Origin of the sequence: Wolbachia endosymbiont (group A) of Beris morrisii, from assembly GCF_964028185.1 — a bacterium.
Lineage (GTDB): Bacteria > Pseudomonadota > Alphaproteobacteria > Rickettsiales > Anaplasmataceae > Wolbachia.
Genome location: NZ_OZ034760.1, coordinates 439,661 through 458,128 on the forward strand (window position 1 = coordinate 439,661; position 18,468 = coordinate 458,128).

Annotated in this window: 20 protein-coding genes; 9 read left to right on the top strand and 11 right to left on the bottom strand. The window is 36.4% G+C overall.

Translation table 11 applies throughout. The features are described from left to right. Positions 1-9 precede the first annotated feature (9 nt). The gene (locus tag ABWU69_RS02110; RefSeq protein ID WP_265034626.1) at positions 10-261 is read right to left on the bottom strand and encodes a hypothetical protein; all 252 of its coding nucleotides are present in this window, start codon (positions 259-261) and stop codon (positions 10-12) included. Between the two features lie 131 nt (positions 262-392). Here ABWU69_RS02110 and ABWU69_RS02115 point away from each other — a divergent pair, with 131 nt between their 5' ends. The 3 genes from ABWU69_RS02115 to ABWU69_RS02125 all read left to right on the top strand — a co-directional run bounded on the left by ABWU69_RS02115 (position 393) and on the right by ABWU69_RS02125 (position 3,229). Continuing rightward, on the top strand, positions 393-578 hold the full coding sequence (locus ABWU69_RS02115; protein ID WP_265034627.1) for a hypothetical protein: 186 nt from the start codon (positions 393-395) through the stop codon (positions 576-578). Positions 579-1,104: 526 nt separating this feature from the next. After that, positions 1,105-2,130 (top strand): extracellular solute-binding protein, encoded by a 1,026-nt coding sequence (locus tag ABWU69_RS02120; RefSeq protein WP_353285342.1) that lies wholly within the window; start codon positions 1,105-1,107, stop codon positions 2,128-2,130. Positions 2,131-2,341: 211 nt separating this feature from the next. Beyond that, on the top strand, positions 2,342-3,229 hold the full coding sequence (locus ABWU69_RS02125; RefSeq protein ID WP_265034629.1) for an aspartate carbamoyltransferase catalytic subunit: 888 nt from the start codon (positions 2,342-2,344) through the stop codon (positions 3,227-3,229). 837 nt (positions 3,230-4,066) lie between these two features. Here the strand turns inward: ABWU69_RS02125 and ABWU69_RS02130 are convergent. The 6 genes from ABWU69_RS02130 to def form a co-directional block, all read right to left on the bottom strand. Next, positions 4,067-6,721, bottom strand: coding sequence for a 2-oxoglutarate dehydrogenase E1 component (locus ABWU69_RS02130; protein WP_265034630.1), 2,655 nt, complete (start codon positions 6,719-6,721; stop codon positions 4,067-4,069). Positions 6,722-7,045: 324 nt separating this feature from the next. Then, complete coding sequence (locus ABWU69_RS08015; protein WP_406832632.1) at positions 7,046-8,143, bottom strand: ankyrin repeat domain-containing protein; 1,098 nt, start codon at positions 8,141-8,143, stop codon at positions 7,046-7,048. 64 nt (positions 8,144-8,207) lie between these two features. Further along, a complete protein-coding gene (locus tag ABWU69_RS02140; protein WP_265034631.1) occupies positions 8,208-8,345 on the bottom strand; it encodes a hypothetical protein in 138 nt (45 codons plus the stop codon). Between the two features lie 99 nt (positions 8,346-8,444). Then, positions 8,445-8,579 (bottom strand): hypothetical protein, encoded by a 135-nt coding sequence (locus ABWU69_RS02145; RefSeq protein ID WP_265034632.1) that lies wholly within the window; start codon positions 8,577-8,579, stop codon positions 8,445-8,447. Between the two features lie 487 nt (positions 8,580-9,066). Then, positions 9,067-9,888: a uracil-DNA glycosylase family protein gene (locus ABWU69_RS02150; RefSeq protein WP_265034633.1), complete on the bottom strand. Its 822-nt coding sequence runs from the start codon at positions 9,886-9,888 to the stop codon at positions 9,067-9,069. Then, entirely contained in the window at positions 9,881-10,417 is a 537-nt protein-coding gene (gene def / locus ABWU69_RS02155; RefSeq protein ID WP_353285343.1) for a peptide deformylase, read from the bottom strand. The genes ABWU69_RS02150 and def overlap by 8 nt, the downstream gene beginning before the upstream one ends. A gap of 136 nt (positions 10,418-10,553) precedes the next feature. Between def and ftsA the strand changes: the two genes are divergently transcribed. Further along, positions 10,554-11,792 carry a cell division protein FtsA gene (gene ftsA, locus ABWU69_RS02160; protein WP_265034635.1) on the top strand — a complete coding sequence of 413 codons (1,239 nt, stop codon included), beginning with the start codon at positions 10,554-10,556 and terminating at the stop codon, positions 11,790-11,792. Between the two features lie 140 nt (positions 11,793-11,932). After that, the gene (map, locus tag ABWU69_RS02165) at positions 11,933-12,715 is read left to right on the top strand and encodes a type I methionyl aminopeptidase (protein ID WP_265034636.1); all 783 of its coding nucleotides are present in this window, start codon (positions 11,933-11,935) and stop codon (positions 12,713-12,715) included. Between the two features lie 27 nt (positions 12,716-12,742). Here the strand turns inward: map and ABWU69_RS02170 are convergent, their stop codons facing one another. Continuing rightward, positions 12,743-13,999 (bottom strand): MFS transporter, encoded by a 1,257-nt coding sequence (locus ABWU69_RS02170; protein WP_265034637.1) that lies wholly within the window; start codon positions 13,997-13,999, stop codon positions 12,743-12,745. Positions 14,000-14,219: 220 nt separating this feature from the next. Here ABWU69_RS02170 and rsmH point away from each other — a divergent pair, with 220 nt between their 5' ends. Next, positions 14,220-15,164 carry a 16S rRNA (cytosine(1402)-N(4))-methyltransferase RsmH gene (gene rsmH, locus ABWU69_RS02175; RefSeq protein WP_265034638.1) on the top strand — a complete coding sequence of 315 codons (945 nt, stop codon included), beginning with the start codon at positions 14,220-14,222 and terminating at the stop codon, positions 15,162-15,164. Further along, on the top strand, positions 15,161-15,472 hold the full coding sequence (locus ABWU69_RS02180; protein WP_265016323.1) for a hypothetical protein: 312 nt from the start codon (positions 15,161-15,163) through the stop codon (positions 15,470-15,472). The genes rsmH and ABWU69_RS02180 overlap by 4 nt, the downstream gene beginning before the upstream one ends. Positions 15,473-15,474: 2 nt before the next feature. Here the strand turns inward: ABWU69_RS02180 and ABWU69_RS02185 are convergent, their stop codons facing one another. Beyond that, positions 15,475-15,633: a hypothetical protein gene (locus ABWU69_RS02185; protein WP_353285344.1), complete on the bottom strand. Its 159-nt coding sequence runs from the start codon at positions 15,631-15,633 to the stop codon at positions 15,475-15,477. A 140-nt stretch (positions 15,634-15,773) separates the two neighbouring features. Then, positions 15,774-16,073: an ETC complex I subunit gene (locus ABWU69_RS02190; protein ID WP_265034639.1), complete on the bottom strand. Its 300-nt coding sequence runs from the start codon at positions 16,071-16,073 to the stop codon at positions 15,774-15,776. A gap of 145 nt (positions 16,074-16,218) precedes the next feature. Here ABWU69_RS02190 and ABWU69_RS02195 point away from each other — a divergent pair, with 145 nt between their 5' ends. Together ABWU69_RS02195 and pth are read left to right on the top strand one after the other, a co-directional pair. Beyond that, positions 16,219-16,830, top strand: a complete 612-nt coding sequence (locus ABWU69_RS02195; protein WP_164224796.1) for a 50S ribosomal protein L25/general stress protein Ctc — start codon at positions 16,219-16,221, stop codon at positions 16,828-16,830. Then, positions 16,830-17,378 (top strand): aminoacyl-tRNA hydrolase, encoded by a 549-nt coding sequence (gene pth / locus ABWU69_RS02200; RefSeq protein WP_265034640.1) that lies wholly within the window; start codon positions 16,830-16,832, stop codon positions 17,376-17,378. Before ABWU69_RS02195 ends, pth begins: the two co-directional genes overlap by 1 nt. 601 nt (positions 17,379-17,979) lie before the next feature. Here pth and ABWU69_RS02205 read toward each other — a convergent pair. Continuing rightward, the gene (locus ABWU69_RS02205) at positions 17,980-18,114 is read right to left on the bottom strand and encodes a hypothetical protein (RefSeq protein ID WP_265035737.1); all 135 of its coding nucleotides are present in this window, start codon (positions 18,112-18,114) and stop codon (positions 17,980-17,982) included. Positions 18,115-18,468 lie beyond the last annotated feature (354 nt).

The window sequence follows — 18,468 nt, forward strand, 5'->3', positions numbered from 1 at the left end:
CAAAGCTTTTTATATTAAATTGTGCCTGTTGCACAATTCCATAACTGTACAAGCATTGTAATTTGATAGACTGGGAAAGGGTGTCATCCCAGCACCCTGACTACTTGGATCCAGCTGAGTTGGTGAGTATAAAAGTATAGCTTCTACGTCATACCGCCGCGGTATCTCATCCGATAACAAGCAGCGGGATGACGAAGTTATTATCATGCCGCTGCGAACCGTCATACCGCCACGAACTGTCATACCACCACGAACCGTCATACCGCGAATGAATCGCGGTATCTCAGCCGCTAATAAGCAGCGGGATGACGGTTGTCAGGGTGTCATCCCAGTGCCTTGACACATAGCTGTACAAACGTTTTTGGCTTGACTCACCAGTGGGTGTCATTCCAGTGCTTGACACTGGAATCCAGGTTGCTCACAAGCAAACTAGCATAGAAAGTGGTTACAACGTTTTCGATGAGATTGCAGGAAGGCTGGATCCCAGTGTCAAGCACTGGGATGACACCCTACTAGCGGAAGTTACTCTCAAATGTTTGTTCATGTTAGCTATAAATATTAGGAAATTTACCAAATGAAAAAAAAGGCAAAAGAAGCCCCGTGGTTGGCTAGTTACTTACATTATACTTTCAAGTATGGCGTTTTTTTATTCTAAACGTTTAATAACCGCGATTCAGTTGCTTTTAAGCCGCAACTAATCTAAATTATAAACGTTAAGAAATTTACTAAACAGAAAAAAAGGCAAAAGAAACCCTAGGGTAGCTAATTACTCACTATCCATTTTTTAAGTTGGCGTTTTTTTATGTTTTAAACGCTTTATAAGCGCTTTTCAGCTTATGTAGGTAAAAACCCAGAAATTTGATAAAGACATAAGGTGCACATAGTGCAAAAAATTAAACATGAGACGCCAAATACGTTGAGTTTTTTTGTCATTTAATCTGTACAGAGAAGATAAATAAATAGCTTCAGTTTCATGATAAGGGGACTGGCGGAGTTTGTTAAGGAAGTTTTTGTAGCTCTCATGACTTATCTAACGAATTTTACACTTGCTAAGATTGCGTTATTTGAGTATCTTTAACTGAAAGAAGTTATTTTTTATCCAATATGAAAAAAGCCTTTATATTCACGTCCTTAATAGCAATTATATTGATAGTTATTACTTATTTATACAGAAACGACGGAACTAATGACTCACAAGTGGTAAATGTTTATTCATCACGTAAAGAGGAATTAGTACGTACTTTGTTTGATGAATTCACGAAAAATACAGGCATCAAAGTACGTTACATCATTGATGATTATTCTCAGCTACTTTCACGAATAGAAAACGGGGGTGAAGCTGACTTATTTTTAACTGCTGATGCAGTCAACTTAATTCTAGCAAAAAAAAGAGGGCTTTTATCTCAAGTGGATTCAGAGGTTTTAAAAAGTGTTATACCTGCAAGATTTAGAGACAGTGAAGATTATTGGTTTGGTCTTACAAAAAGAACTAGGATATTGGTTTACAATAAAGAGTCAGTAGACCCTAAGGAATTAAGTACTTATGAAGATTTAGCAAATGAAAAATGGAAAGGAAAAATATTAGTGCGTTCTTCTACAAGTCCATATAACAGATCGTTAATTGCTTTTATGATTGCAAATAATGGTTTTGAAAAGACGAAAGAATGGGTAAGCGGAATTGTGAGCAATATGGCAAGAAAACCAAGTGGTGGTGATACTGACCAAATTTACGCCGTAGCAGCTGGTGAGGGAGATGTTGCAATAGTAAACAGCTACTACTTTGCGAGAATTCTTTCATCAGAAAATAAAAAGAATGTTGCAGACAAGCTAGGGGCTTTTTTTCCTAATCGCAACGATCACGGTGTCATGGTAAACATCAGTGGTGCAGCAGTAACAAAAAACGCAAAAAACAGGGAAAATGCTATAGTCTTATTGGAATTTTTAGTAAGCAAGCAGGCCCAAGAGTTATACGCTAAAAAAAACCAAGAATACCCTATTATTGAAGGCGTTGAAACTTCCGATATACTAAAATCTTGGGGAAATTATTCACAAAGTGATTTGCCTCTAAGTGAACTTGAGAGGCATCTTTTTGAGGCTGTTATGATAGCGGATGAGTGTAAGTGGAAATAGTGTAAGGTATCCCAGTGCCACTAAACATTGGGATGAAAGATTTATGCTAATATACCTTACTCTTGACTCGCTGAACTTTTTCTTCCTTCTAACTTAATTTTGGCTTTACTATCTTTTTCCGTTCTTTCACCAAAACAATTGCTGCACAAGAAGTCTATTGAAAAAAGGTAATAAGAAAGTAGAATAGGTTCAAGTAGTTGAAAAGGAAACTATGAACAAGAGAAGGAATTTGTTAAACATCTCAGACCTTACAGTCGATGATGTAGAAAATATAACTAAGTTGGCCAACCAGTACCTTAAAAAAGAAGCTGCAAATAGTCATATCTTGGAAAATAAGACAGTAATAAATTTATTTTTTGAAGATTCAACGCGTACACTTGCGTCTTTTGAAATAGCAGCAAAAAGCCTTGGAGCAAATGTTGTAACTTTGCCAATAAGATCTTCTTCTATTAACAAGGGAGAAGATCTAAAAGACATGATCAAAACATTAAATGCAATGAATCCTGATTACATGATAATCAGGCAAAAAAATAGCGGTACTGTTAATATGCTGGCTAAGAATGTTAGCTGCTCGCTAATCAACGCAGGCGATGGAAGCAGTGAACACCCAACTCAAGCTCTTGCAGATTATCTTGTAATCATCAATCATAAAAAGCAAATAAAGGACCTCAAAGTTGTGATATGTGGAGATATTCTGCACAGTAGAGTTGCAAGATCAAATATAAGATTGCTAAAAATGTTTGGAGCAAAAATATGCTTGGTCGCACCACCAACTTTGATTTGTAAGCATTTTCCTGAAGTAGATTCAGTCCATTATTCATTAATTGAAGGTATAAAGGATGCTGACGTAATTATGCTTTTGAGGCTGCAGAAAGAGCGCATGAATAATAGTTCTTCAGAGAAAGAATATTTTCATTTGTATGGACTTGATTCACAAAAGCTATCATACGCAAAACCAGATGCGATTGTTATGCACCCAGGGCCAATAAACAGAGGGATTGAGCTTAGCAGTGATGTAGCAGATTGTGTTATTTTACAGCAAGTAGAATTCGGATTGGCAATACGTAAGGCAGTGCTGCACTATTATAGGCCTTGTTAATATTAAAAGATGCTATACAACTAATGCAAAAAGGGGGGGCATGAAATGACAAGGCTTGTAAATGGTTTGAGAATGGCTGCTAAGATGTTAAGGCCGAGGATATGGTGTGGAAGTTTTTACGAAAGCCTGAAGTCAATCAACAACCTTGCAGAACGGCAAATTAGACGGCTATCGTAAAAACAGCTTTTTCACCTGGTCAGAACGTGGGGAAAGGTTCGTGGAAAGAATGTTGTCAATATTTTTGAATCACGTCTCAATGGCCAAAATCCCTTCCAAAAGTTACGGTATCCGTTCAGCCAATGGCGTCAACTTAAGAGCCTTCATTAGCAAACCCTCCTATGGATTTTCTGAAAAGTTTTTGAGTATATTGTATTTTTAATTTGTAAAATAAGATTTTTTCCTTTCTGCACGTCTCGTCTAAAAAGGACACATTTTAAACTTTTTTGTTGAAATAAAATAGAAACAAAAGTGCTGTTTCTTGCACTCTTTGGATAATTTAATGATAAAAAATTTAGAGAGAAATTTTACACACTATCGCTTATATTTTTCCTTAAGTTGACGCCATTGGCTGAACGGATACGACAGAACCACACCGGCTTCTATAGCTCCGCTTCTGTCATCCTATGGCTTACTGTACGAACATTGCAATATGGCACATAGTAAACGATGTCATTCCAGTCTGAAATCCAGCTTTTTCATAATCATCAAAACGTTGTATTTTAACATAAAACGGCTACTTTTATGCTTACCAACTTAATAAAATTCCTGAATCCAAGTAGTCAGGGCACTGGGATGACACCACTTTTGCTTAAAAACCTCAATATTTGTACAATTGTGCTAGATTCCCTGCACAACTTGCTTCAAAATTTCCTCCTGTTGCTGAGCATGGACACTAGCATAGCCACATGCAGGAGATGCAGCAGCAGGTCTTGCGATACACTTAGGTCTTTTTGCTTGAATATCGAGATTGGACAACACTTCTTCTATCAATGGGTTGACAAAAAACCATCCTCCCATATTTTTTGGTTCTTCTTGACACCATATAATTTCAGCGTTTTTGTACTTTTCAAGTTCACTGCTTAGTTTATCGGCAGGAAATGGATAGAATTGTTCTAAACGTATTATTGCTATATCGTTTACCTTTTGTACCTCACATACTTCAATTATGTCGTAATAAACTTTACCACTGCATATTACAACTTTACGTATTTTATCATTCGAAACTAAACCTGTTCTATATTCTGGGATTACCGTGAGGAATTTTCCTTCAAAGTCAGATAGGTTAGAAACTGCTCTTCTATGACGCAGTAGCGATTTAGGTGTAAACACTACCAGAGGCTTACGAAAGTCTCTATGCATTTGTCTGCGTAAGACATGGAAGTAATTTGCCGGAGTGGAACAATTAACTACCTGCATATTATCCTCTGCGCAGAGTTGCAAAAATCTCTCTATACGTGCGGAGCTATGCTCAGGTCCTTGCCCTTCATAACCATGAGGCAGCAACAAAACTAGACCGCTTGATCGCAACCACTTTGTTTCTGCAGATGCGATAAACTGGTCGATCATAATTTGCGCACCATTTGCAAAATCACCAAATTGTCCTTCCCAGAGCACCAGTGAATACGGGGAATCAAGACTATATCCATATTCAAAGCCCATTACAGCATACTCTGATAAAGCGCTATCTATGACCTCAAAGTGAGCTTGCTTTTCATTTATATTGTTTAGCGGAATAAACGCTTCTTCTGTTACCTGATCAACAAGCCTTGAATGACGGTGCGAGAAAGTCCCACGACCAGAATCTTGTCCTGATAAACGCACTTCTATTCCTTCTGTGAGCAGTGATGCAAACGCAAGACTTTCGGCAGTTGCCCAGTCTATATTACTACCGGAATTTATACTGTCTATTCTGCCATCAAGTATTTTTCTAACCTTATTGTTAATGTTAAAGCTGCTTGGGATGTTGCTATTTATATGCACACCTAATTTTTTCAACTCATCTGGCGGAACACCAGAATCCGTGTAGTATTCGCTCAAATCGTTCAGCTTTGCTCTTCTTAATTTTGACCACACTCCACCGAACCAGTCAGCTTTTTTTGGAGTATAAGCCGCTGATTCAGCAAGACTTTTATCTAATTTTGCCCTGAATTCACTGCGTAATTTATTTACCTCATCACCGCTTAATACTTTCTCTGCAGTCAATTTTTCTTCATACAATGTTCCAGGAGTTTTATGTTTTGATATCAGCTTATACATAAGTGGCTGAGTGAAATTCGGTTCATCTCCTTCATTATGGCCGTATTTGCGGTAGCATATTATGTCAATCACTACGTCCTTTTTAAATTTCTGTCTATATTTCATCGCCAGACTTGCAGCAAAACTCACAGCTTCCGGGTTATCTCCATTAACGTGAAACACTGGGGCTTCTATCGATTTTGCTACATCAGTGCAATAAAAAGAGGATCGTGCGCAGCATGGGTTAGCAGTAAAACCAACTTGATTGTTTATAACAATGTGCACAATACCACCCACTTTATAACCTTCAATGTTGCTTAGGCTCAAGGTCTCGGCAACGACACCTTGACCGATGAAAGCCGCATCACCATGAATTGATATGCCAAGCACAGACCTTATATTCTGTTTTGCTCTTATTCTTCCAGCCAAAACCGGATTTACCGCCTCAAGGTGAGATGGGTTAGGACATAAACTTAAGTGTATTTTTTTACCACCGGCAAGTGTTCGATCAGAAGAGTAACCAAGGTGATATTTAACATCACCGGACACCTCAAGACCACTTGGGTATGCGAGATTGCCTTGAAATTCAGATAGCATTGCCGCATATTCTTTGCCCATAACTTTGGTTAGAACATTGAGTCGTCCGCGATGAGCCATGCCAAGGACTATTTCTTCAGTACTAAAAGCTGCAGAATCACTAATGATTCTCTCAATTGCAACGATAGCTGATTCCCCACCTTCGATAGAAAAACGTTTATATCCAGGAAATTTCATATGGAGAAATTGCTCGAACATTTCGGATTCGACCAAGTGCCTCAGTATTTCTTTTTTGTCTCGCGAATCCAGTTTGTAGCTCTGACTTTCTATTTTTTCCTGCAGCCACATTCTCTCTTCATAAGAGGAGATATGCATAAATTCAAAACCGATATTCTTGCAGTAAATATCTCTATAGATTCCAGTGTCACCCGTAGGAGAGATACTCAAATATTTCTGATAATCTATTAATTGATTCTCATTTGGCGATAATGGATTAAGGTCTGCAAAAAAATGACCGTAAGACCTGAAAAAATTTGCCAAACTAGAAACTGAATCATCCACCTTAGTTGCATTGCAGGGCTCCGCTTTATTAACTTCTAAATTGCTTGAAAAAATTCTATACCAATCTTCCCCGATTGATTTATCGCCCTGTAGATAACGGCTATACATTTCTTCCACAAATTCTGCATTATCACCATAAAGGCAGCTTAAACTCGACATAATCACTATAAAAAGTATCAAATACTTATAAGTATAACTTAAGTTTTTTAAAAAAGAACTTTTTTGATGCCCGCGAATTAAGCTCACGACTGCACAAACATCATGATTTGTAGGTAATCCGCGTAGCAGGAGATGTCATTCCAGTGCTTGACACTGGAATCCAGCCTTTCTGCAATCTCATCGAAAACGTTGTGTTTTAAATAAGATTAGCTACTTTCTATGCTAGTTTGCTTGCTTACAATCTGGATGCCAGTGTCTGGGCACTGGCATGACACCCTTCTTGGTAGAGATTGCTCTTAAATAACAATTCTCGTACAGTTGTGATTAAGCTAATGCATTGTCAATTCTTTTAGAATTGTCCTCGGCATTTAGCCCAACATTATTTACTACTTTTTCAGTAATAACTTCAGCAAATTCAGGAGAAGGTTCTTTTGTTTTTGCAAAAAATGCTGCCTCTAAGGCCCTATATGTACAGAATAATATAGCAAATATACAAATAGGTATTTCATAATTACTTAGTTTATAAATAGACGAAACGTGGATTATCATGCATGAAGTAAAACAAGTGGCAAATAACCCGTAAGTAAAAAGGTAATGACGGTCAACGCCACCATATTGCACCATTAATTTTTTAATCTTATTATTGCCATGCAACATAAATGTACGCTTCAAGATGTTGCTTTCAGTACACTCTATAACTCTAATACTGTCTTCTACTAATGTATTGGGATCTGCAGCATATTTTAGCAATAGCTCTGTAATCTTAATGTAATTTTCTTTATTACTATCATTCGTATGCGAAAAAATAACGGTAAGCAATGGTAGAAAATTGTTTGGCCCGCTTGATAAATTAGGGTTCGCCTTGTATTTTAAAAGTATTTCTACAACATCAGCACGACCCATCGAACATGCAGTAAGTAATGGTGTATAATCCTTTGATAAGTCAGGGTTTGCTTTGTGTTTTAAAAGCAGTGTTACAATATCAGTGTAACCCAGAAGGCAAGCAATATATAACGGTGAATTATCAAATGTTGTAAAGTTCTTTTCGTTAATATAATCACCAAACTCTTCGCCTTCACCACTTTTAAACCTAGAAAGTAACTTTTCTAAAAAATCCTTTTGCTTATTGAAAATAGCAAAGTGCAAAAGAATTAATAAATCATCGGTAGAACTAACTCTATCTAAATCTTCACCACTAAATGTTGTAGCTTCTTTTACATCATTTCCGGTAAGAAAATTATACGCAGCACCTAATTCTTTAAATTTCTCCTCATTTTGTTTTTGCACATCCTTACTCGCACCTGAATGTTTATCAGGATGATATTCAAGGGCTAACTTTCTATATGCTACTGTAATTTCTCGTTCACTGGGGTGATCGCCCTCATTAAAGCCTAATATTTTTAAAGCTTCCTTTCTATTCACAATAAATCCCCTACTGAAATATCTTAAGTTAAGTATAACCCAAAATTTCAAAAAGCAAAGCTTTTTATGTCAAACTGTGCCTGTTGCACAATTCCATAACTGCACGAACATTGTAATTTGATAGATTGGGAAAGGGTGTCATCCCAGCGCCCTGACTACTTGGATCCAGAAAAAAGAATGGTGTCATGAAAGTAGCTGACACTGGTTCCTTTATGACGGTGTCATCCGAGTAGCCCCTTCGGTGTCATTCCAGTGCTTGACACTGGAATCTAGTCTTTATTATGCAGCCACTTATTTAAAGTTAAGTTTTCTGGATCCCAGTGTCAAGCACTGGGATGACATCATCCTTTTTTTTGGATTCCAGCGTCACGCGCTGGAATGACATCACAGGGGCACTGGAATGACACCTCTCTTGGGCTCTTTTAGCTACAAACATTAAGAAATTTACCAAACGAAAAAAAGGCAAAAGAAACCCTAGTCATTGTCTATTTTCAGTATTTGGCGTTTTTTAAGCCTTAAACGCTGCAATTTAGCTGCTTTTAAGTGCAACTAACTTTAGCTAAAATGTTTAAGAAATTTACTAAGCAGAAAAAAAGGCAAAAGAAACCCCGTGGTAATTAGTGTTCACTCCCTAATCCTGCAAATTGGCGTACTATACTGTCTTAAACGACTTATAAGCGCGTTTCAGCTTATATAGGTAAAAACCTAGAAATATTGTGAAGACATAAGGTGCACATAGTGCAAAAAATTAAAAATAAGACGCCAACTACGTTGTTTTCTTGCTGTTTAATCTGCACAGATGAAGATAACTGAATACCTTCATTATCATGATAAAGGGGCTGGCGAAGGGTGTCAAGTAGGTTTTTCGTTTCTAACGATTGTTAACATGCTGCAAAAAACTATGCAAGAGGTCTACCACTTTATTAGGTATTTGTGCAGTTATTGGTGTTATCAAGATACTCCCTAATCTTCTTCAAATCCTCCCAGGCTAAACGTTTTTGTGCCGGTTGGCGAAGTAGGTAAGCTGGATGAAATATAGCGGCTGTGGTGATTGAATTGGACAAATATTGGTTAGTGTACGTATGAAATCTACCACGCAAATTCGATATAGTTTTTGTGCTGTCAAGAAGGCTATAACACGCAATTCCCCCGACCAAAATTAGAATTTGCGGTGAAACCAGTGCAACATGCTTCTCAACAAATGGTCTGCACATATCAAGCTCTAGGTCGGTTGGCTTTCTATTGCCAGGTGGGCGCCAAAATACAGTATTGCTTATGTATACCTTAGTGCGATCAAGATTGATTGCATTTAACATTTTATCGAGCAACATTCCACTTGCACCACAAAATGGTATGCCTTGAAGGTCTTCATTTGCCCCTGGAGCTTCACCAACGAGCATAATTTTTGCGTTTGGATTACCATCGGAAAAAACAGTATTAGTTGCAGTTTTTTTTATTTCACAACCTTCAAATGATTCAACTGCACTTCTTAATTCATCCACACTACTACATTTACTTGCAAGTTTCCTTGCTTCAATTATCCAGTCACTTGGAAACATGTCTTTTCCATCTTTAGTGTCATTCCAGCGCGTATCTGCATCTTTCTTCTGGGTCCCAGTTTGGATAACAGAGGGTTGCACACCCTCTTTGCTCTCCAACTTTTTTTCCTCTTCACCCTCTGTTAGTGTGCAATCAACGCCCACTTCATGGTAAAATTTTAATAATTCTAGGTCTTCATTACTCATAATGCTTTTTAACCTTCTGTGCTTTTTTCATGGCCATATCATACTTCAACTTAGATAAATGTCTAATATATAATATGCCGTTTAAGTGATCTAATTCATGCTGAATACACCTTGCAAGCCAACCACTAGCTTTTAGTGTTTGTTCTTCATTATCTAAGTCTTTATATTTCACAGTTAAATACTTTGGACGCTTAATTTCATAGCTTTGCTCTGGAATTGAAAGGCACCCTTCTTTGAGAATCACTTGTTCATCGGATAATCCCGTAATTTCTGGATTAATCATGCAAAATTTGCCAGTTGATTCATATCCTGCTGGCTCATTTTCAATTGTTTCTAGCTGAATGTCCATAACAAAAACTCTCTTCAGCACCCCCACTTGCACTGCAGCAAGGCCAAGACCTTCTGCATCGTACACAGTTTCGAACATGTCATTTACTAATTCTTTAATTTTATCGTTTATATCTGTTACTTCACTGGCACGTGTGATTAGTCTTTCATCAGGAGCAATTACAATTGGTAATATGGACATAAAAATTATAATTCTATGTTTTGTTTTTCCTTTTGTCCAGAATTTAGGGTATATTAAAATGTTGCTATATCTATAATAGAAATATAAATTAAAAGAAAGCTACAATTTAAATGAAATTGCGTAATAAGGTTAACTAATGTACTCTGCAGTAATAGCAAAACCAAAGAGAAACGTTTTTGCTGTTTTAGACATAGGTACAACAAAGATTATTTGTCTAATTGTTAAGATAAATGGCAACTTCAGCTATAAAGTAACAGGAACGGGTTATAAGATTGCAGAAGGTGTAAACGGTGGGTCGATAACTAATGTAAAACACGCAAATTACTCCATCTCATCAACTATAGGTTTAGCTGAGCAAGTATCAGAAGAAACTATAGACCAGATATATGTGAACATTGCTGGATGTGGCATCTCATCTTTCAATGTACATAATGAAATTATTGCAGCTAACCATGAGATTTCTGAGCGTGATATAAGACGTGTAGTTTTTCAAACATTTGAGAAATATATTGAAGACAATGTTATCATTCACAATATACCACTGAAATATCACTTAGATGACATGACTGACATAAAAGAGGTTGGTGGATTGTACGGAAAAAGACTATCTGCTGATGTTAATGTTGTCACTGCTTCGCGTCCAGCGCTTACCAATATTGAAAACTGTATTACCAATAATGGTGGATTAAATATGGCAGGTTGTATTGCTTCTGCATATTCTGCAGGTCTTGCCTGTCTGAGTGGAGATGAAAAAGAGCTCGGGACTGCTATTGTTGATATAGGAGGCGGATGCACTGCAATTGGAATTTTCAAAAGAGGGAAACTTGTGTATGCAAGCAGCGTTCCAATTGGTGGTGTTCATATCACTCGAGATATTGCTTACGGGCTATGCACAAGCATAGAACGTGCAGAGTATATAAAAATACTGTATGGTAGCACTATCGTAACTTCAATAGATGAGAATGAGTACATTACAGTGCAAAACAACGAAAATGATGAACCTACTCAAGTATTCAAATCTGAGCTTATTAACATCATAAGACCAAGAGTTGAAGAAATACTTGAAATGGTAAGAGAGCAATTTCAAGAGCAGAAAGATCCAATTAATAAAGTAGTGATCACAGGTGGAACTAGTCAACTCACAAGCATGAAGGAAATTGCAGGCTATATATTCAATAAACAAGTTCGAATTGGGTGCCCTGAATCTCTTAGTGGCCTTGATGGCGAGTATGATAAAAATCCCGTATTTTCTGCTGCTATAGGTTCTATAAAGCTAATAGTTGACACTTTTTATAAAAATAATTCTGGTATTTTAGGTCAGGATGGTAAAATGAGTAAATTGTATAATTGGGTTAAATCAAAAGTTACAGTCTAGATTTCTGTTTTACCACTTGTCATACAAATGACTTGACACTAGGATCCATAGGACTTATTTTTATAATATGTAAAGTTATTATGTTTATGTACTTGTGAGTAAGCGTAAAAGATCACCAATTACAATAAGACATGGAGAATATGAACATAACTATACACTCACAAGAAGATTTTGAATTTATGCGCAAGGCTGGCAGGCTTGCTGCTGAAACTCTTGATTTCATTGCACCGTACGTAAAGGTAGGGGTGACAACTAATGAGTTAAATGATCTATGTCATGACTTTATAATTAATGCAGGTGCAATTCCAGCACCACTAAACTATAGGGGGTATCCAAAATCAATTTGCACTTCAAAAAATGCAGTTGTGTGCCATGGTGTTCCCGATGATAAACCGCTTAAAGATGGAGATATTTTGAATATTGACGTTACGGTGATTTTAAATGGCTGGCATGGTGATACAAGTCGCATGTTTTGGGTTGGCAAGCCATCAATAAAAGCAAAACGTTTGTGTGACGCTACTTATAATGCATTGATGGAAGCAATTAAACAAGTTAAGCCCGGCAATAAGCTAAATGAAATAGGGCTTGCTATAGAGAAATATATTAGAGGTTTTGGATATTCTATCGTACGCAGCTACTGCGGACATGGTATAGGAAAAGTCTTTCATGCTCCACCGAATGTAGTGCATTTCTATGATCAAGATGAAAATCTCGTCTTGAAGGAAGGTATGTTTTTTACAATAGAGCCAATGATTAATGCTGGAAAACATGAGACTCTGCTCAGTAAACTCGATGACTGGACAGTAACAACACGCGATCTTTCACTTTCTGCTCAATTTGAGCATACGATTGGAGTAACAAAAGATGGTGCTGAAATATTCACATTATCACCTAAGAATTGGCATTTCCCACCTTATAATTAGATTTTTTTAAATTCTGCTATACTGCAACTATACTTGGTTTACTTTGGGTGATTTTGAAGAAAGCTCACCCTTAATTTGCGATATAGCAACTAGCCCAATTAATGCACAGAAAATCATGTAAAAACTAGCTGAAGTCTCTTGTCCTGTAATCTTGATAATTGTTGTGCATATAAATGGTGCAAGGCCACCAAAAAATCCAGCAGCTATATTTCTTGATAAACCAAATCCACTGTACCGAACCTTTGTTGGAAATAATTCGCACATAAGTGCACTGACAGGACCAAGCGATGCAGCTATTGGAATTATAAAAAGAATGTGTGCCATAAAAGTGAGCAAGTAATCGCCAGTACATAACATTGAAAAAACTGGATAACTTACTATTACAAAAGTTATAAATGCAAACTTCATAACTTTTTCTCTTCCTATCTTATCAGAAAGTATAGCAAATAATATTGTCAATCCTCCGAGCGCAATTTGACTCAGTATTTCCACTATATGATTAAAATGAGTATTTACTGTTAATATTTTATTCGTAAGCACATTGAAAAATACCAAATATATATAGAGAGACGCATTTTCAACCAAGTCAATACCTATTGATATTAGAACAGGCTTTTTGTAATTGTTTAATAACTCTTTTAGTGGCAATTTAGACGGATTTTTTTGTCTTTTATACTCTGGACTTTCATCAAGTATATATCTCATATATATGCTAATTAATCCCATTGCTAAACTGAAAATGAAAGGTAATCTCCACCCCCAAGATTCAAAATCAGATACTTTTTTGCATATGAGTACCGCTATCAGGCTTAATACTGAACCAAAAATTGCGCTTAATACTTCAATGCTGCCAAAAAACCCTTTTTTGTTTTTAGGAGCGTGTTCTATTAAAAATGGTGCATTTCCTGCTTCTCCCCCAATGGATATACCCTGCAATAACCTTAAACAAACTACCAGTATTGACGCTAGTATTCCAATGCTTTGATAACCTGGAACAAAAGCAATTAATACGGTTGATAAAGTCATTAATATAATCGAGAGCAATAAGGCAACTCTTCTGCCATGCTTATCACCAATGTGACCAAATATAGCAGCGCCGACTGGTCTCATTAAGAAACCCACTGCAAACACTCCAAAAGCCTTCAATACGCTGGTTAGTTGATCATCCGATGGAAAAAACACACCACCTATTATGTTTATTAAGTGGCCAAAAAGCATGTGGTCATACCACAATAAAGTGTTACAAATCAAACTCGAGAATATTGCTTTTGTTATTTGCTGCATAATTTTCTATAGTTTGTTTAGTATTTAGTAATATACATTATTTTTTTTTATATAATAGAAAAATTTGAACATTATATTAATAATAGTATCTTATTGAATCTTAATATTTTTATATCATTGACTATATTCAAGTATTTTTATATTATTGCCTATATACTTCCATATGTTTTAGTGGGAAGTTATTTTTATTTGTATGCACAGAGTCTCTTGATGGAGCACTATGACACACACTCCAGTTTTGTTAAAAGAGATGCTATCACTACTATCACCGCAGGATGGTGGTATATACGTAGACGCCACATTTGGAGCTGGAGGGTATAGCAAAGCAATATTGGAGTCAGCTGATTGCAAGGTATATGCAATTGATAGAGATGAAACGGTAACTAAGTTTTATGATGATTTAATCGTTAGATATCCCGATAGAATAAAACTATTCATTGAGAAGTTTAGTAATATTAAAAGTATACTAAGCAGCGTTGAGTCATCTCCTGTCATCCCAGTACTTGATACTGGAAAAAATAACTGGTCACGCGCTGGAATGACATCAAATGGAGTGGATGGAGTGGTCTTTGACATCGGAGTTTCATCTATGCAGCTTGATAACGGAGATAGAGGGTTCTCATTTTTACATGATGGCCCACTCGATATGAGCATGGATAACTCTTCTTATATAAACGCTTCAACGTTTGTTAACGCTTTACGCGAAGAAGAAATCGCAAATACTATATATAACTACGGAGGCGAACGTCATTCTCGCAAAATCGCAAGAGCAATAGTAAGTGCACGGAAGAAAAAAACTATCAAAACTACATTTGAGCTTGCGGATATTGTACGTTCCGTGGTATTTCGTGGAAAAAGCAAAATTGATCCTGCAACCAGAACATTTCAGGCAATCAGAATATGGGTAAACGATGAGCTGGGAGAACTTGAAAAGGGCATTAAAGCTGCATCTGAGATTTTAAGTGAGAATGGCAAATTAATTGTCGTCACCTTTCATTCCTTAGAAGATCGTATAGTCAAAACTTTTTTTAAAGATTTATGTGCTACTGATTGCAAGACATTCTCTCTTCTAAATAAAAAAGTGATCAAAGCAAGTATAGAAGAAGTAAGTGCAAATCCGCGTTCACGCTCAGCAAAACTAAGAGCTATACAGAGGTTGTTGTGAGAACTTTCTGCATCATCTCAATAGTTATGTTTTTTCTTAGCATTGTAGGACTATTTAAGATAAAATTACATGTTCAGTCGTTAAATAGAGAGCTAATAAAAATAAAAAGTGAAATTAGTTTAGTACAAAGTGATATAAAAGTTTTACAAGCAGAGTGGAGCTATTTGAATAATCCAAAAAGACTTGCAAGCCTTGTAAAGAAATACCTGAAAAATAACTCTTTAATACTGGCTAGCCAGGTTAAAAATCTTGACTCTTTAAATGGCCGCAGCGTGCTAGCACAACTTAAAATCCATGATCAACAGTGAGATTAAGTCTTATTTTTTACAGATGAGCACATCACAATAAAACTTACTTTGTATCCGTTCAGGATAGCGGCAAGGTAGTATAACCATAGAGTAAAAGTGAGTTTACAACAAATGGTGTCATCCCAGTGCTTGACACTGGGATCCAGCCTTTCCATAATCATCAAAAACATTGTATTTTAACGTAAAACAGCTATTTTTATGCTTACCAACTTAATAAAATTCCTGGATCCCAGTGTCTGGGCACTGGGATGACAAAGGAGAGCAGTGTCAGCTACTTGCATAACACCATTTGTTGTGCAACTTACTTTAGTATGAAATTGCTTGCGTAAGATTTTGGCAGCCTCTTAACATTTTTTGGCATTTCAATTATGTATTTAACGTTGCGTTTTTTTGCGTAGAATACTGCTTTTTCAAGAGAATCAAACTTTAATACAATCTGTTTTTTTGGATCTTTTGAGCCAACCCACCCCATTAAAGGTTCAATGTAGTAAGAGCCAGATTCAATTTTTAGGTGCCAGAATTTTGTATTACCTAAACCAGATTGTGTTGCAGTTCTTGTTGGTTTATAAATCCTAAAAACTACTTTATTATCAATGCCCATAGTTCTTGTTAAATAAGCTTAAATATATATCTAAATAAATCCTTTCACAAACAATTAGTATGAAAGAATGAAGTTTGAAATAAATATTTTTATGTTATATTATTACTAAATTATATTAAAAGGATTAGCTGAATAGGAGTAACCAATGACGCAACAAGAAATAGTAACAATTAATGCAGAGTTACGTGATATAACAAAAACAAAAGCGATGCATTCTCTAAGGAAGAAAGGAAACATTCCTGGGATCATATATGGAAAGGGCCATGATAATGTAAATTTGACATTGTCTGCAAAGGAATTCACGAAGCAATATAAATCAGGCTCTCTTTCTGCACATTTGATAGAGCTGAATATTTCGGGCAAAAAGGAATATGCTCTTGTTCGCGATATCCAATTGCATGTAGTGAAGGATACTGTGCAACATGTTGATTTTCAATTTGTTGATAAAGGCAGCGAAATTAAAATAGACATACCTCTATCATTTGTGAATGAAAGTAAAGCTCCAGGAATCAAGTTAGGTGGAGTGCTTAATGTTTTGTGTCGTTCTATTGCTGTTAAATGCTCTCCTGATAAAATACCTCAGGTTATTGAAGTTGATTTATCCGGTAAAATGATTGGCCAGTCTATACATATTAATGATGTAAAATTACCAGAAGGTGTTAAGTTTGTAGCTCATGAAGAAGAAAATTTTACCATTGTTACAATTTCTGCTGCCGATAGTGACGTTGAAAAACCTCAAGCAGAAACAGAGGAATAGTGCATCTGATAGTTGGGCTTGGTAACCCTGGTGGTCAATATGAGCTAACTCATCATAATATCGGCTTCATCACCGTTGATACAATCTGCAAATATTGGAATTTCCAGTCGTTCTCTAAAAAAGCCGATTATCTAATAACCTCTGGCATGATTAATGATAATAAAATCATGTTAATAAAGCCTTATTCATTTATGAATAATTCAGGCATCCCTGTTGCAAAAATACGAAACTTTTACAAATTGTCGCTAGATAATATCGTTGTCATACACGATGACGCTGATTTGGAACTTGGAAGAATAAAAATAAAGAAAGGTGGTAGCTCTGCTGGACATAATGGACTTAAATCCATAGATAGTTTTATTGGCAACGATTATTGGCGCTTGAGATTTGGAGTGGGTAGACCTGAAGATCAAAGAAGCTTAGCAGATTATGTGTTATCAAAATTTTCAAATTTTGATAATGTTACTCCCTTAGTAGAGAAAATAGCGAAAAATATACACTTAATGCTGCAAGGAGATAATACAGCTTTTATCAATTTGATTGTATAATATTACGAAACACAAAACTAAATTTCACACAATTAAAATAACAGATTTCTTGCACTACCTCCCAAGCCACAACTGTCATTCAGTAGAAACAAAAACTTCCTTGACAAGCTTCGCCAGCCCCCTTATCATGAAACTGAAGCTATTGTATTTGCTTTCGCCAATCTGCAGATTAAAAGGTAAGGATTACTTAATGTATCGGCGTCTTATGTTTAATTTTTTGCAGTATATAGATACTGTATGTCTTTACAAAACTTCATCTACATCTAGATTTTTATCTAAATAAGCTGAACGCGCTTATAAAGCGTTACAAGACATCAAAAAATGCCAATACTCGACAGAGATAGTAAAAGACTAGCTAACTCGGGGATTCTTTGTCTTTTTTTCTGCTTAGTAAATTTCTTAAACATTTGCAGCGTAGGTTAGTTGCAATTAAAAGCAGCTGAATCTCGCTTGTCAAGCGTTTAAAACATAAAAAACGCCAATATTTTAAAGCGGATAATAACCACGGGGCTTCTTTTGCCTTTTTTTTCGTTTGGTAAATTTCTTAATGTTTATAGCTAAAAGAGCCCAAGAGAGGTGTCATTCCAGTGCCCCTGTGATGTCATTCCAGTGCTTGACACTGGAATCCAGTTTTCCATATAATCTCATCGAAAACGTTGTAACCACTTTCTATGCTAGTTTGCTTGTAAACAAGCAAACTTTCCTGGATCCCAGTGTCTGGGCACTGGGATGACAAGAGAAGGTACTGGATGACACCCTGACAACCGTCATCCCGCTACGTGTTAGCGGCTAAGAGATACCACGGCGGCATGACGTAGAGCTCGCATTAGCTATACTTTTATACTCACCAACTCAGCTGGATCCAAGTAGTCAAAGCACTGGAATGACAATGTGGAGTGTCTGCTTCTGTCATCCTATGATAGGATCCAGTCTAAAAAAAAAGACCTGGATTGTATCTTAAAAAAAGTCAAAAGACTATGATAAGCAAAGGAGTGATACTGTGTCTGGGTAAAAACCGTTGCTGGCTTAAAGCAAAATGTAGTACGAACGGTAGGTGGATCTAAAAGATCGAATTACAATCCTGTATACA

Excerpts from the sequence above, each read along its gene's own strand:
- ABWU69_RS02195 (WP_164224796.1), top strand. The coding sequence starts at position 16,219 with ATGACGCAACAAGAAATAGTAACAATTAATGCAGAGTTACGTGATATA.
- ABWU69_RS02130 (WP_265034630.1), bottom strand. The coding sequence starts at position 6,721 with ATGTCGAGTTTAAGCTGCCTTTATGGTGATAATGCAGAATTTGTGGAA.
- ABWU69_RS02185 (WP_353285344.1), bottom strand. The coding sequence starts at position 15,633 with ATGATTATGGAAAGGCTGGATCCCAGTGTCAAGCACTGGGATGACACC.
- ftsA (WP_265034635.1), top strand. The coding sequence starts at position 10,554 with ATGTACTCTGCAGTAATAGCAAAACCAAAGAGAAACGTTTTTGCTGTT.
- ABWU69_RS02170 (WP_265034637.1), bottom strand. The coding sequence starts at position 13,999 with ATGCAGCAAATAACAAAAGCAATATTCTCGAGTTTGATTTGTAACACT.
- ABWU69_RS02150 (WP_265034633.1), bottom strand. The coding sequence starts at position 9,888 with ATGAGTAATGAAGACCTAGAATTATTAAAATTTTACCATGAAGTGGGC.
- ABWU69_RS02145 (WP_265034632.1), bottom strand. The coding sequence starts at position 8,579 with ATGTTTGTAGCTAAAAGAGCCCAAGAGAGGTGTCATTCCAGTGCCCCT.
- def (WP_353285343.1), bottom strand. The coding sequence starts at position 10,417 with ATGTCCATATTACCAATTGTAATTGCTCCTGATGAAAGACTAATCACA.
- map (WP_265034636.1), top strand. The coding sequence starts at position 11,933 with ATGAACATAACTATACACTCACAAGAAGATTTTGAATTTATGCGCAAG.
- ABWU69_RS02120 (WP_353285342.1), top strand. The coding sequence starts at position 1,105 with ATGAAAAAAGCCTTTATATTCACGTCCTTAATAGCAATTATATTGATA.
- ABWU69_RS02110 (WP_265034626.1), bottom strand. The coding sequence starts at position 261 with ATGACGGTTCGTGGTGGTATGACAGTTCGTGGCGGTATGACGGTTCGC.
- ABWU69_RS02190 (WP_265034639.1), bottom strand. The coding sequence starts at position 16,073 with ATGGGCATTGATAATAAAGTAGTTTTTAGGATTTATAAACCAACAAGA.
- ABWU69_RS02125 (WP_265034629.1), top strand. The coding sequence starts at position 2,342 with ATGAACAAGAGAAGGAATTTGTTAAACATCTCAGACCTTACAGTCGAT.
- rsmH (WP_265034638.1), top strand. The coding sequence starts at position 14,220 with ATGACACACACTCCAGTTTTGTTAAAAGAGATGCTATCACTACTATCA.